This window comes from Butyrivibrio sp. FCS006 (genome assembly GCF_000424525.1).
Taxonomy (GTDB): Bacteria; Bacillota; Clostridia; order Lachnospirales; family Lachnospiraceae; genus Butyrivibrio.
In genome coordinates, this window is sequence record NZ_KE384204.1 from 34,254 (window position 1) to 48,596 (window position 14,343).

Sequence of the window (14,343 nt, forward strand, 5' to 3'; positions counted from 1 at the left end):
AGGCTGTATATGAGAGATAAACGTTGCGATATAGAACTTTTGGAAGCAGAACTAGAGCTTCTGCCAGAGAATATTAAGAACACAATTAAAGAGATAGAGCAACTTCTCGAGGATGAAAAACAGGGTATTCAGCGATATCCAAACAAAAACATGGATATAATTGAGCTTGAGAAAAATGGTATACCTATTGATTTAAGAGATCTTTTTGATGCTCAATATTCAGCTGACAAAGTGGTTATGCCCTATGAAGACATTGTCAGTATGATAATCGAATACACAGTTCAGAATGAGTTCATTTGGAGATGCTCTTTTTTTAAATTTGCAACATTTTGGGTTGATGAACTGTTATTAAAGAAGAGGAAGCAGTGGTGACAGATAAATGGTAAAAAATGAGAAAACCGAAAAGCTTAAAATTGAATTTTATCTGTATGTGTTTTTTACGTATGCGCATTTATTTATTCGCATCATAAACTACAGAATGGGCTTTTTGAGTGATCAAGCGGATCACGTATTATATACAGCTAAACTTTTGATTTGCATCTTGACAGTGTTTCTACTAAGAAACAAAATTCCGGAAAGGTATCGAGGAGTGCTGCTTATCATGAAGTTCATAATCGCTTTCAGTGTTTGGGAGCTTCTGGTATCGGTATTGGGCACAGACCCGGGGTATGCCTTGGGGCTCACTCTTTTTCTGATTCCGGTTATTGCTAACACCATTCTGGATTTTTTCTTATATTTGGAATTATGTAATAGCGATAAAGTCCAAAAGACTTGGGTGACAATCAATGTTGCACTACTTGTGAGTATAGTGCTTAGTACTTATGTTTTTGGATTATTTATTCTTTTGGTATGTCTTGTGTTTGTCAGATTTGTGATGGCTCTGGTGATTGTATTGGCGAGCCCTTTTCCTGATATTGAGGGAAGTGACGTTATCAGTAAATGGAATGTCTGGAGCAAGTTTGCCAACAAGAAGATCAGTAAACGGGTTTGGATTGCGCTTATCGGCGTATATGCTTTTGTTTTGTTCGTGGTTACATTTAACGGCATTCATAAACCAAGAGAGAATAATGTGCTTAAATACGATGATACTGGTATCGCCTGGGACAATAAAGGACATTTCATTGATCAGGAAGGTAATATTGTGATCACAATGCCATGGATAGTTTCCGCGAAAACTTCAACCATGACAAAGGTCTTCAATCCTATTTATGCATTGGTGAAGAGTGGTAAAGGCTACTATCATAAGTATGTCCCTGATTACAAAAGAAGTCTTAATGTGTTGCTGGGAGCTGATGATTCATATATTGCATGGCATAATTCGGATGATAAGTTTTACGAGTTTGATTATTATGATAGCGATGAAATTGAACACAAGCAGTATTTTTATAATCACGTCACAGCTTTTTATTCTGATGTAAAAGGCGGCTACGGACTAGTAAATGATCAGGGGCAGATAATAGTGGAGCCGGTGTTTTATAGTTATAAGTTCAAAAGTCCCAATGTATTGAGAGTGCGTATGCGTAGGACAGGTGAAGAAAATGCATTCACACTGGATGGAAAACAGTTATTTAAAGAAGATAATAATTTACGCAGTATTGAATTCGATGATAAGAACAAATTAGTGTGGGGAGAAGTTGGCCACACTACAATTGATGAAAATGCCAATGAAAGCCTCGTTGCCGATTATGAAGGAAATATAATATATTCAGGCATTACCGGTGTTGATGAAATATATGATGACAAGATTGTTATAAAAAAAATAGAAGGCCATGACGAAGTCAAGATAGTTATAGACTGGGATGGAAATGAGGAATGAAACATTTTGAACACAAAAGGAATTAGTCCAAAGAGATTTTTGTGAGTCAACAGGATACTTGACAGTATTCATTGCATCATTCTTTGTAGGAGCTGAAAAAATGACATATGATTGTAGAATTATCAATGTTGATGAAGACGAAGTTACAGTACAGATAGGAGATGCAACTATTACGGGCTTTGCTAATTGTGGTGTTGATGCAGAAATTGGTGAAGAAGTAAAGGTTGAGATATTACTTTACGATGATATAGAGATAGAATTATCTGAAGATAATAAAATGTGCATTGAAAGGTTAGGCAAGTCATTCAAATATTCAATATGGGGAGTATTGGATATTGAAAATGCGGTTTTGAAATCATTAATAGACTTCGAAATTGATCAAGAGGAATTATATAATTATGGACATTTGGATGGAAAATACGTCCGAATGGATGTATTAAGACTTGATCTGATTTTTGAATAAATACTAGGCGAGGAATAATAGTGTATGAAAAGAGCAATAGCAGGACTGCTGATACTTCTGATGTTAGGGGCTACAGCATGTTCAGGTAAAAAGGAAATTAGTAAAACCGTAAATGAGGAGGAAATAATGAATCCAAGCAATAATATGGAAGCAATAGCAAAGATGTTTCCTTCTTTAGAAGGTGCACTTGAAACTCAGTGGGAGCAGATCAGATTAGGCAGTGGAGATGACAGAGTCCCCGGACCTACAGACTACATGTACCAGGGATACATTATTCTGTCAGATGAGGCAGCTGAGAAGTATGCTTCATCTTATGAATGGAAAGAAGTTGATCCCGATGTTACATTCGAGAGTATTGAAAAGCCTGAGGGTAACTGGAAATATTCATATGACTTTTGTAAGGATATTATTCCCGGGTACTATGGAGGAGCAGCTTGGCTAGATGGGAACACAATCATCTTTTCTATAACAACAACTTGAAAATGGAAGAGCTGTAAATTAGTGCTATCGTCCCAGTTTGATAACCATCTCCTGATCGTCTGTGAGTGTCGCATCTGCGTACATATCGCCGGCGGTCAGTTTGTATTCGCCCTTAAATCCGGAGAAGTCTACACGACCGTTTTCGTCAGTCTTTACTGTGGTGTCAGTCCACCACTCGTTCTTCACGAGTTTTTTAAGCATCTCATAAGAAGGTTTCTTCGAGAGGTCTTTTCTGAGAAACCCACTTGGTGCATTGAGCCATGCGCCGTCCTTGAAATCCCAGGTTGTAATAGCCTCAACAAGAGGATGTGAAAAGAGAATTCGGTACATTTCCTCGATTTCTCTTGCCTGTCTCTCTTCGCCCTCCGGAGTGCTTGGCCATTCATCTACCTGCCAGTCGTTGAGATCAACGATATGCGCGGGCATGATCTCGCCGGAGATCAGCGTATTCTCCGTGAAGTGAATAGGAAGACCAAATGATGAGAAACGATCCAGAACCTCTTCCAGTTTCTCTTTTCCCCAGTAGCCCTGATGCTGGTGGGACTGAATACCTATCGCACTGATGGGGACACCTGCATTAAGGCATCCGTCGATGAGTATCTCGTAATTTATGGATGTGTTGAAGTCATTCAGCAGCAGAGTGGCATCAGGATTGCATTCATGAGCCTTTTCAAAGACTTCGCGGATAAGGCCAACTCTGCCCTTCTCCTTGCAGATTCTTGTAATGGCGTTGTCGTACTTATCGAAAATGGGCATGATAACAACTTCGTTGATGACATCCCACATGTCAATAACGCCCTTAAAACCTACGACTTCACGCTCGATTCTCTCAAGCTGCTTTTTAAGTATGGTCTCGTTGTCATATTTCATGAGCCAGTCGGCGCACACAGTGTGCCAACAGAGGGGGTGGCCCTTGACCTTGACGTTTTTACCCTGAAGGTATTTTGCTGTATTCATGAGCACTTCTTTATTTGGCTTACCTTCCTCGGGTTCGTAATTACCCCAGTAAAAGGGAAGCGTTCCGTAATTAAAGATATCGAGCCAGCTCTCCGTTATCTCTTTTGTCCTGTCATCACCGTTCATTACGTGTGGGATAAAATCAAAGGCTCCGCAGCCGAATAAAAAGCTGTGGTTAGTCTGCCGGATATGTACCTCTTTATTGGCAATCGGTGCGCCGTTTTTATCTGTAAGAACCAGAACTTTGTTTACTTTTCTATGTGAAATATCCATGGTAACCTCCTGCTGCTGCGAGAATTGTTTTCAGTATTTTGCTTATTATATGTGATGAAAAAAATAGAGTCTCCTTAAATATTGTGCATAGACTAATCAATATATGCGGAAATCATTTGAAAATAGTGTGCGGATATTCGGCAGGGAATGCAAAAACGTGATACAATAGATTTATATACGATATGCAAATGGCCTTGGGTTAAAAGGAGAAAGAGCAAATGGTTCTTTATCTAACCGGCAGTTTCATCCCTTATCAGGAGATGGAATCTGTAGAGAAGATTCCACCATTGGACTGCTATGGCCTTTTTGAGGATATGAGGAGTGAGTGGCCGGAGTCTGCAAGGCTCCTTTATATTCCCTGCGACCCTAAGGCTGCATCAGAGAATGAACATCAGAAGCAGCAACTGCTCAATGCGTTTGAGTTTAAAGACCTTCCGGTAAGCGAAGTAAAGATACTGGGAGAACAGACCGGCGATGCTCTGTCGGATATTATTGCGTGGTCAAACGTAATATATCTGGCAGGTGGTCATGTGCCTACGCAGCTGGCATACATGAAGAAAATAGGGCTAAAGGAGGCGCTCCTTGATTACGAGGGCGTTATTATAGGACTTAGCTCGGGATCCATGAATGCGGCTTATAATGTATATCTTTTGCCGGAGCTTGAGGGAGAAGCTGCGGATCCTAACTTTGTCCACTTTTCAGACGGACTTGATCTGACCAATATTGAGATAATACCCCACGCAGATTCTGTAAAAACCATGAAGATTGATGGCCTGGATGTCATCAATGATATTGTGCTGCCTGACAGCTTCGGAAGCAGATTCTATATGATCACCGACGGAAGTTATTTCAAGGTGAAAAATGGCAGAACAAGATTTAAAGGTACCGGTGAAGTTATAGAGGACGGCGTCAGAAGCACGCTTAAAGAAGGCCCTGTCATTCCTTACATGGGCATTTACGAGCAGCCTGTTATAAAGGCTATTCTTGCAGACGGTTTCGACATGGTAGTAACAGTAAACATGAAGAACGAGAACTGCGAGGTTTATTATCTGTGCGAGACGCTATGGGAAGTATTTGAGAGTACCAAGCTCAAATACAGTGATGTTTGTTTCAAACTCTCACAGAAAGTTGTCGAGGAAGAACGTGAAAACTTTCTGAAGGGAATGAAGTTAAAAGAGATCTTCCGCGAGATTGAAGAGAAGGGCAATTTTGTCAGAACCATAAATGTTGAGTCCCCAAGGGGAAGAAGAGCCAAGAATATCAGGGTGAGAAAGGTTCCCGGATATCCCGACTGGCTGCTGTTTGTGTACTTTGATATTACGACTACATTGGATCATGACCTTTTGACAGAAGAATATACAAGATCAGGATTTATGGACAGGGCAAGGCTCTTTATATCCGAGTTTTCTGATCAGGGAGATTACTCCCTTGTCTATACCAATGTTAAGGGCTTTAAGGCGGTAAACGAGCTCTTTGGCGACAACAGCGGAGATATGGTCATCTTCCAGACCAGGGATGCACTGAGGAAGTACTTAAAGCCTGTGCTTTTGGGGCGTCTTGAAAGCGATCACTTTGCGCTGATAACTGCTGATGAAAACTTAAAAGACAAGAGGCTTAAGGCAGTGTGCAGCCAGACCTTCAAAGTTGAAAACAAGGAATTCAACTTTGAGATAAGATGCGGAATCTATTCCATAAAACATTCCGGTGCGGAGATAGGACAGCTCCTTGCAGGAGCCAAGCTTGCCGAGAAGAATATTAAGACAGGAAAAGGAAATCCTCTCTACGCTTACTATGATGACGTTATGAAGGAGAACTATGTTAAGCAGCGATTCCTTCTGGCGGATTTTGAGAGAGCGCTTGATGAAAACGAATTCGAGCCGTATTACCAGCCAATAGTTGATGCCAAGACCGGCGAGATCGTCAGTGCCGAGATGCTTATCAGATGGCGGCACAAAGATATGGGTATGGTTTCTCCCGGCGATTTCATTCCTGTCATTGAAGCCGAGGGTAAGATCCCGTCTCTGGATAACTTTATTATTAAACGGGGCATGGAGTTCATAGCAAGACGCACGGGCAACAAGCAAAGGATTGTCCCCTGTGCCATGAATCTCTCAAGAGTGGATTTCTATGATACCTCTTTTATCGAGAGTATCTTTGACAGGATAAATGCCATGGAGCTCGACCCTACCATGGTAAGGTTCGAGGTTACGGAGTCGGCTTATGCGGACCTTGAAGCAAAGGCAATGGACTACCTTAACAAGATGCAGAAGCAGGGGATAAAGATCCTTCTTGATGACTACGGAAGCGGAATGAGTTCTCTCTCAATGCTGGAGAACTTCAGCTTTGACATCATTAAGCTGGATCTGGGCTTTATCCGAAAGATTGGAATCAACGATAAGGCGGAGTCCATTATCATTACAACCATAGGACTCGCCCACATGATAGGCGCCAAGGTTACGGCCGAGGGCGTTGAAACTGAAGAGCAGCTGAAGTTCCTAAGGGACTATGACTGTGATTTTATTCAGGGCTATTATTTCTACAAGCCGATGCCCGAGAAGGAATTCGAGAAAATACTGGATAAATAAATAATGCGCGGTGCACTGTACACCGCGCATTTTTTGACTCTTAAGGACTTGTCACTTTCTCCACGTGACAAAGTTAAAGATGTATGAATTGAAAATTAAATTGCGTACAAATATAATGACCTTACAACAAACGAATGCGTTCGGATTATACACTTGAAATACCGGCAGACGTGTCGGGACGTACCTATCGCATAGGTTGGAAGGGGAAATCCAAATGAAAGAAAAAATACAAAGCTTCGGCCGTTTCCTTAGTGGAATGGTCATGCCGAATATCGGCGCGTTTATTGCTTGGGGTCTTTTGACCGCATTATTTATAGCAACCGGTTGGCTTCCTAATGAACAGCTCAGTTCAATGGTTGATCCGATGATCAAATATGTACTGCCTCTGCTTATAGCTTATCAGGGTGGTAAGATGGTCGGAGGACAAAGAGGAGCAGTTATGGGTGCCATCATGGCAGTCGGTGTTATCTGCGGAACAGATTACGTTATGTTCATGGGCGCAATGATCGCCGGACCTCTTGCCGGATGGGTTATCAAGAAGTTCGACAAGGCAATCGAGGGTAAGATCCCTTCAGGATTTGAGATGCTTGTCAACAACTTCTCAATCGGAATCCTTGGTCTTTTACTTGCAATCGTTGGATTCTATGTAATCGGACCTTTCATGGGCGGAGTACTTGCAGTTCTTAACGGTGGTGTAGACTTCCTTGTAAGCCACAGCATTCTGCCTCTTGTTTCAATATTTGTTGAGCCTGCTAAGGTTCTTTTCCTTAACAACGCTATTAACCACGGTATCTTCACTCCTCTTGGAGCAGAGCAGGTTAGCCAGGCCGGAAAGTCAATCTTCTACATGATCGAGACAAACCCCGGTGCAGGTACAGGCGTACTTGTTGCTTACTGGCTCTTTGCTAAGGATAAGGTAACAAAGGATTCAGCTCCCGGAGCACTTATAGTACATCTCCTTGGTGGTATCCACGAAATCTACTTCCCATATGTACTTATGAATCCACTTCTTCTCCTTGCTACAATCGGTGGATCAGTAGCAGCCATGATCTTCAACACAGCATTTAAGCTTGGTCTTGCAGGACCTCCATCACCCGGATCAATTTTTGCTTATGTTGGAATGGCACCTAAGGGATCAACCTTCATGGTTCTTCTCTCAGTAGTAGTTGCAGCAGCTGTTTCATTTGTTATCGCAGCTCCTATCATCAAGCTTTCAAATGCAAAGCAGTCTCTTGAGGAGTCAACAAACCAGATGAAAGAGATGAAGGCTGAGTCAAAGGGTGTTGCAGCAAGCGAAGTGCAGACAGTAGCTGACACACTTGTAAACACTGCAGCAGCAGATGTTAAGCACATCGTATTTGCCTGCGATGCAGGAATGGGATCATCAGCAATGGGTGCAACAGTACTCAGAAAGAAACTCGCTGATGTCGGAAGAAGAGATATCGAAGTAACACACGCTTCAGTTTCTGAGATTCCTGAGGGAACTCAGATAGTAGTAACTCATCAGGATCTTGCAGCAAGAGCAAAGAAGAGCGCTCCTAACGCAAGACTGATAACAATCAGCAACTTCATGTCTGCTCCTGAGTATGATCAGCTCGCTGAGGAACTCAGAGCATAAGACGGAGATTAAATGGAACTTACACCTCGCATTAGACAAATCTTAATATATTTGTTGGAAGCAGAGCAGTCGGCGACAGATTCGGAAGTCGCTGATGCTCTGGGTGTAAGCAAGCGCACTATTTTAAGGGAAGCGGATTACATCTCGAGTATTTTAAAGAGCTATGATCTGACCCTTGTAAGAAAAAAGGGCGAAGGATCTTTGATAGTCGGCGACGAAAGCAAAAAGGCCGAGCTTTTAAAGATCGTAAAAGCCCGCAAAGAACAGGTGATATCCGACAAGGACCAGAGAAGGAATCTGCTTAAGCTTGAGCTTCTTAGAAATCGCGAGCCTCAAAAGCTCTTTTACTACAGTGATATGTTCGGAGTGAGCGAAGCTACCATCAGCACGGACCTTGAAGCTATCAGTGAATGGGCAAGCGAGTGCCACCTGGATATCATAAGAAAACCCGGCTACGGGATCATGCTCTCAGGAAGTGAAAAGAGCTATCGAATGGCGATGCAGCGCTACGTCACTGAGAACATGAAGAGCAAAAAAGTCACGGTAGAGGGAGATAATATCTATCTTCTTATGAATGAAGAGATACTCTCTGAAGTGGAATCGGTTTTGGAAAAACTTGAAGAACCGTATCTGAATCTTTTGACCAACGATGCATTTATGGGACTTTTGGTCCACCTTGCAGTTGCGGTTGAGAGAATAAGCCAGGGCGAGCTTGTGGATGAGCAGACCTACGATGCAAGATTTGACAAGGGGTATGACATCGCCAAGAATATCGCAACGGCACTTGAGAATGAGTTCTCCATTGAGATTCCTGAATCGGAAGTTAACAACATACTGCTTCACATAAACGGAGCAAAACTTAATTACACCAGTGAAACCATCGGCGAGAGCGGCATTAATACCGATGAACTTATGGTAATAATCGATGGCATGATAGATGTCTTTGATCCGGAACTGGCAAGGGAACTTAAGGTTGATGATGACTTCATTAGAGGCCTTATGGTACATCTTGAGCCGGCTCTTTACAGGATGAAGAACGACATGACTATCAGCAATCCGCTGCTTTTGCAGATAAAGCAGGAGTATCCGGAGGTGTTTGAAAAATGCGAAAAGGCAGCAGAGGTAATTGGGGAAAAGACAGGTCTTGTTGCTAACGAGGCCGAGATCGGCTACCTCGCAATGCACTTTGGAGCAGCAAAAGAGAGAATCGACTCAAGAAAGCGTAAGAAGCGCACGGTAACAATAGGTGTCATCTGTGCCAGCGGATTTGGGGTAGCGCAGCTGATGATGGCCAAGCTAAAGAGTCACTTCTCGGACTGGGACATCGTGCTAAAGGCATACGGTGTGGATGAGATCACACAGCATACCGTATCCAGAACAGATTTTTTTATATCAAGCATAAATGTGGATGACCTGGGCGTTGACTATTGCCAGGTTAGTCCCCTGATCACAAACAGAGATGTTTTGCAGATCAGCGTTAAGATAGACGAATATGCATCAATGCCGGCAAGGCAGGAAAACAATGACTTCACAAGGCAGCTTGATGAGATCAACAACGTTATTACAAGGGTGAAAGGTGTTATCAGAAGGTATCATCACCTGATAGTTTCAAAAGATACGACCCTTGAATCACTGATAAAACTTTTGGCTACAGATATTACTGACACACCAAGGGCAGCAGCGGTACTTGCGGCGGACATCATCGCAAGAGAACAGGTTATGAGCCAGCTCTTTCCGGAGATTGGGATAGCTCTTTTCCACTGCAGGTCAAAGGCGGTAAAAGAGTGTCAGATAATAACAGCGGGACTGGGAGGAGAAAGCTCTTTTACAGATCCAAAGCTAAATGGCATTAAGGCAGTGCTCTGCATGACAATGCCGATAGATGAGCACAGGCAGCAGAATGCTGAGATGCTTGGACGGGTGTCCGGAGCCATCATTGAGGACGAGAAGTTTCTTGCGGTTCTCAAAGGGGGAGATGAAGAAGGCATTCAGGACAAGCTACAGGAGATACTAAGGGCCTATTTTAGTGAACAGTTAGGCGCGTTTTAAACCGGAGGTACACATGATACTGGAAACTAAGAATATCTTTATAAATCAGGCAAGCGGTGAAAAGGAAGATATCATAAGAAGAATCGGAGATATCTTTGCATCACAGGGGTATACAAATGAGTATTACACTCAGGCAATGCTGGATAAAGAGAAGGTGTTTAATACATATATTGGGAATGAGGTAGCAATACCTCATGGTATTGAGGAAGCTAAGAAACATATTTTAAAGACAGGACTTGTACTTATGACATTTCCTGAGGGTCAGGACTGGGGCGCTCCCGAGAAGGTTAAGGTTGTTATCGGGATCGCAGCGGTTGGAGATGAGCACCTTGATGTTCTTCAGAAGATCGCAATGACATTCTGCGACAGGGCAGGTGTTGAGAAGGTTTTGACCATGAGTGAACAGGAAATCAGTGAGTTTTTTGAAGGAGAGGAATAATGAAAACCAGAGCAGTTAGAATGTACGGAGAAATGGATCTTAGACTTGAGGAGTTTGAGCTCCCCGAGATCAAAGACGATGAGATACTTGTCAAGGTAATCAGTGACAGCATCTGCATGTCAACATATAAGCTTGCCAAGCAGGGCAAGAAGCATAAGAGAGCACCTCAGGATATCGATGTAAATCCTATCATCACAGGACATGAGTGCTCAGGTGTTATCGTTGAAGTTGGCGATAAGTGGAAGGACAAGTACAAGGTAGGCGATAAGTGGGCACTTCAGCCTGCACTTAACTACCAGGGCAAGCTTGATTCTCCCGGATATTCATATCGTTTCTGCGGCGGAGATGCTACTTACTGCATCATGCCTCACGAAGTAATGGAGCTGGATGCGCTTCTTCCTTACAACGGCGAGAGCTTCTACCAGGCATCTCTCGGAGAGCCCATGAGCTGCATTATCGGTGGATATCATGCAAACTACCACACCAACAAGCAGAATTACAACCACGCTATGGGAACCAAAGAGGGCGGAAACATCCTTATCATGGGTGGCTGCGGACCTATGGGCCTGGGCGCTGTAAGCTATGGCCTTCGTTTCGAGAACAAGCCAAAGAGAATCGTTGTAACAGATCTTGATGATGCCAAGCTCGCAAGGGCAGCACAGGTTATCAGCCCTGAGTTTGCAAAAGAGAAAGGCATCGAGCTTATATACTTCAATGCGTCAGGTGATGATGCTGAGCAGAAGCTCATGGACATCACAGAGGGACACGGATATGACGACGTATTCGTTTATGTTCCTGTAAGAAGCGTTGCTGAGATGGGCGACAGACTTATGGCGTTTGACGGCTGCATGAACTTCTTTGCAGGTCCTACAGACAACCAGTTCAAGGCTGACATCAACCTCTACAATGCTCACTATACAAGCACTCATATTCTGGGTACAACAGGCGGAAACAATGATGACCTCTTAGAGGCTCTTCAGCTTGCTGCCAAGGGAGAGATCAATCCTTCAGTTATGGTTACTCACATCGGAGGACTTGATGCAGCAGCAGAGACTACCTGCAATCTGCCCGGTATTCCCGGAGGTAAGAAACTGATCTATACACAGATCGATATGCCTCTTACAGCAATTGATGATTTTGAAAAGCTTGGGGAGAGCGATCCTCTCTTTGCAAAGCTTAATGAGAGCTGCAAGGCTCACCAGGGACTTTGGAACCCTGAAGCAGAGAAGATTCTTTTCGAGCACTTTGGAGTAGAGATTTAGTTTTTTAGTAACGTGATTTATGGCATCCCGGATCGGATGTGCATGCAGGAGGCTTTATATGAAGGTATTTGATTATACTGTAAAAGACCCCGAGGGGATCCATGCACTTCCGGCAGGAGGTCTCATAAAACTCGCCGGCACGTTTAACTGCAGCATTACAGCGCAGGGGAACGGCAGCAGCGTTGACCTTAAGCATCTGTTTGGCGTTATGTCTCTTGGCATTAAATGCGGAGAGACTATCACCATCACCTGCGACGGCGAGGACGAAGAAAGGGCAGAAGCAGCTCTTTTGAGATATCTGCAGGATAATCTTTGATGCCAACAGGCCTCACCCTCTAATAGTATCCTTTTTTTCCTCTTTAACAAATCATTAAGGCACCGACTTCCTCACACTTCGTCGGTGCCTTAATGGCGTGTTTATGGTATTATTTAGTTGGATATGGGAAACTTTGATATTCAGGAAGAGTTAAAAAAGCTCCCGAAGAACCCGGGAGTCTATATCATGCGTGATGAGAACGATACCATCATGTATGTCGGAAAAGCCATAAACCTGCACAACCGTGTCAGGTCTTATTTTCGTGCAAATATTGGTCGCGGACCTCAGATTGACCGCATGGTTAAGCAGATTGCGAGGTTTGAATATATTGTTACGGACTCGGAGCTCGAGGCTCTGGTTCTGGAGAACAACCTTATTAAGGAGCATTGTCCGAGGTACAATACGCTTCTTAAGGATGACAAGACTTATCCTTATATAAAGGTGACCGTTGCAGAAGATTATCCGCGAATTCTCTTTTCCCGTCTCATGAAGAAGGACAAGTCAAGATACTTCGGGCCGTTTACCAGTGCTGCGGCGGTCAAGGATACGATTGAACTGATAAATAAGTTGTATGGGCTAAGGACCTGCAATCGCGTACTGCCGAGGGACATAGGGCTTGAGAGGCCTTGTCTTAATTATCATATGAAGCAGTGTTGCGGGCCTTGCAACGGACATGTGACCAAGGAAGAGTATCGCGAGAGGATCGACAAGGCGCTGGACTTCCTTAATGGTAATTATTCTGTGATCCTGAAGGATCTTCAGGAGAAGATGGAGGCTGCTTCCGAGGAGCTTGATTTCGAGAATGCAGCGAGATACAGGGACCTTATCGCCTCGGTCAAGGTGGTGGCACAGAAGCAGAAGATGACTGATTCCTCCATGGAGGATAAAGATATAGTAGCGATTGCGGCGGATGATAAAGACGCTGTTGTTCAGGTGTTCTTTGTCAGGGATGGAAGGCTGATAGGGCGCGAGCACTTCTACATGACGCATGTGTCGGAGACGCCCAAGGAGGAGATTCTTGGGAATTTCGTCAAGCAGTTCTATGCCGGAACTCCGTTTATTCCGAGGCAGCTTTTGCTTCCCGATGAGATCGAGGACATGGACATCATCGAGAAGTGGCTGACCCAGAGAAAGGGAAGCCGTGTGTATATCACCGTGCCCGAGCGTGGCCAGAAGGAGAAGCTCATGGAGCTCGCGGCCCAGAATGCAGAGCTGGTTCTCTCCAAGGACAAGGAGAGGATCAAGCGCGAGGAGGGCAGGACCATCGGCGCGGTCAAGGAGATTGAGAGTCTGCTCGGCATCAAGGGACTGACCAGGATGGAGGCCTACGATATTTCCAATATCAGTGGTTTTGCCAATGTAGGTTCCATGGTTGTCTATGAAAAGGGCAAGCCCAAGAAGAGTGATTATCGTAAGTTCAGGATCAAGACTGTTGCAGGTCCTGATGATTATGCATGCATGAAGGAGGTTCTGACCAGAAGACTCCTTCACGGAATAGAGGAGCGTCACGACCTGGAGGTCAGGGACATTGACGCTCAGTACGGAAGCTTTACCAAGTTCCCGGATCTTATCCTCATGGACGGCGGACGCGGACAGGTCAACATCTGTCTTCAGGTCCTTGAGGAACTTGGCATCACCATTCCCGTCTGCGGAATGGTCAAGGATGACAACCACAGGACAAGGGGTCTCTACTATAATAATGTAGAGCTTCCCATCGACACCAGATCCGAAGGCTTTAAGCTCATCACCAGGATCCAGGACGAAGCTCACCGTTTCGCCATCGAGTACCACAGATCCCTTCGCAGCAAGGCCCAGGTCAAGAGCTCTTTAGACGACATCCCGGGCATCGGCCCTGCAAGGCGCAAGGCCCTCATGAAGGCCTTCAAATCTATCGAGGATATCCGGCAGGCTTCGGTTGAAGACCTCTGCGCCGTACCCGAGATCCCTCTCAGTACCGCGCAGCAGATCTACGACTTCTTCCACACCGAAGGGGTCACCGGGGACGTTTCTCTTTGACTCCTTTGAGTCACCGAGTGAGACACCGGGGACGTGAGACACCGGGGACGTTTCAGATTGACTCACTTT

Annotated in this window: 12 protein-coding genes; 11 read left to right on the forward strand and 1 reads right to left on the reverse strand. The window is 44.3% G+C overall.

What is annotated here, in order from left to right; translation table 11 throughout:
* Positions 1 to 9: 9 nt before the first annotated feature.
* Genes G633_RS0111495 through G633_RS0111510 form a run of 4 tightly spaced genes read left to right on the forward strand, consistent with a single transcriptional unit; the run spans position 10 to position 2,759 of the window.
* The gene (locus G633_RS0111495; protein ID WP_026520002.1) at positions 10 to 372 is read left to right on the forward strand and encodes a hypothetical protein; all 363 of its coding nucleotides are present in this window, start codon (positions 10 to 12) and stop codon (positions 370 to 372) included.
* 7 nt (positions 373 to 379) lie between these two features.
* The gene (locus G633_RS0111500; protein ID WP_026520003.1) at positions 380 to 1,816 is read left to right on the forward strand and encodes a hypothetical protein; all 1,437 of its coding nucleotides are present in this window, start codon (positions 380 to 382) and stop codon (positions 1,814 to 1,816) included.
* 58 nt (positions 1,817 to 1,874) lie between these two features.
* On the forward strand, positions 1,875 to 2,279 hold the full coding sequence (locus tag G633_RS0111505) for a hypothetical protein (protein WP_155834950.1): 405 nt from the start codon (positions 1,875 to 1,877) through the stop codon (positions 2,277 to 2,279).
* Positions 2,280 to 2,303: 24 nt separating this feature from the next.
* Positions 2,304 to 2,759, forward strand: coding sequence for a hypothetical protein (locus G633_RS0111510; protein ID WP_155834951.1), 456 nt, complete (start codon positions 2,304 to 2,306; stop codon positions 2,757 to 2,759).
* A 24-nt stretch (positions 2,760 to 2,783) separates the two neighbouring features.
* On the opposite strand, the gene G633_RS0111515 is transcribed toward G633_RS0111510, so the two are convergent.
* Positions 2,784 to 3,989 carry an endo-1,4-beta-xylanase gene (locus G633_RS0111515; protein ID WP_026520006.1) on the reverse strand — a complete coding sequence of 402 codons (1,206 nt, stop codon included), beginning with the start codon at positions 3,987 to 3,989 and terminating at the stop codon, positions 2,784 to 2,786.
* A 218-nt stretch (positions 3,990 to 4,207) separates the two neighbouring features.
* Here G633_RS0111515 and G633_RS0111520 point away from each other — a divergent pair, with 218 nt between their 5' ends.
* The 7 genes from G633_RS0111520 (at position 4,208) to uvrC (ending at position 14,274) form a co-directional block, all read left to right on the forward strand.
* Complete coding sequence (locus tag G633_RS0111520) at positions 4,208 to 6,574, forward strand: EAL domain-containing protein (protein WP_026520007.1); 2,367 nt, start codon at positions 4,208 to 4,210, stop codon at positions 6,572 to 6,574.
* Positions 6,575 to 6,788: 214 nt separating this feature from the next.
* Complete coding sequence (locus tag G633_RS0111525; protein WP_022770811.1) at positions 6,789 to 8,192, forward strand: PTS mannitol transporter subunit IICB; 1,404 nt, start codon at positions 6,789 to 6,791, stop codon at positions 8,190 to 8,192.
* Between the two features lie 12 nt (positions 8,193 to 8,204).
* A complete protein-coding gene (locus tag G633_RS0111530; protein WP_026520008.1) occupies positions 8,205 to 10,241 on the forward strand; it encodes a BglG family transcription antiterminator in 2,037 nt (678 codons plus the stop codon).
* Between the two features lie 13 nt (positions 10,242 to 10,254).
* The gene (locus G633_RS0111535) at positions 10,255 to 10,680 is read left to right on the forward strand and encodes a PTS sugar transporter subunit IIA (RefSeq protein WP_026520009.1); all 426 of its coding nucleotides are present in this window, start codon (positions 10,255 to 10,257) and stop codon (positions 10,678 to 10,680) included.
* Positions 10,680 to 11,942, forward strand: a complete 1,263-nt coding sequence (locus G633_RS0111540; protein ID WP_022770814.1) for a zinc-binding dehydrogenase — start codon at positions 10,680 to 10,682, stop codon at positions 11,940 to 11,942. Before G633_RS0111535 ends, G633_RS0111540 begins: the two co-directional genes overlap by 1 nt.
* Positions 11,943 to 12,000: 58 nt before the next feature.
* On the forward strand, positions 12,001 to 12,258 hold the full coding sequence (locus G633_RS0111545; RefSeq protein WP_026520010.1) for an HPr family phosphocarrier protein: 258 nt from the start codon (positions 12,001 to 12,003) through the stop codon (positions 12,256 to 12,258).
* A 123-nt stretch (positions 12,259 to 12,381) separates the two neighbouring features.
* A complete protein-coding gene (gene uvrC / locus G633_RS0111550; RefSeq protein WP_026520011.1) occupies positions 12,382 to 14,274 on the forward strand; it encodes an excinuclease ABC subunit UvrC in 1,893 nt (630 codons plus the stop codon).
* Positions 14,275 to 14,343: the final 69 nt, after the last annotated feature.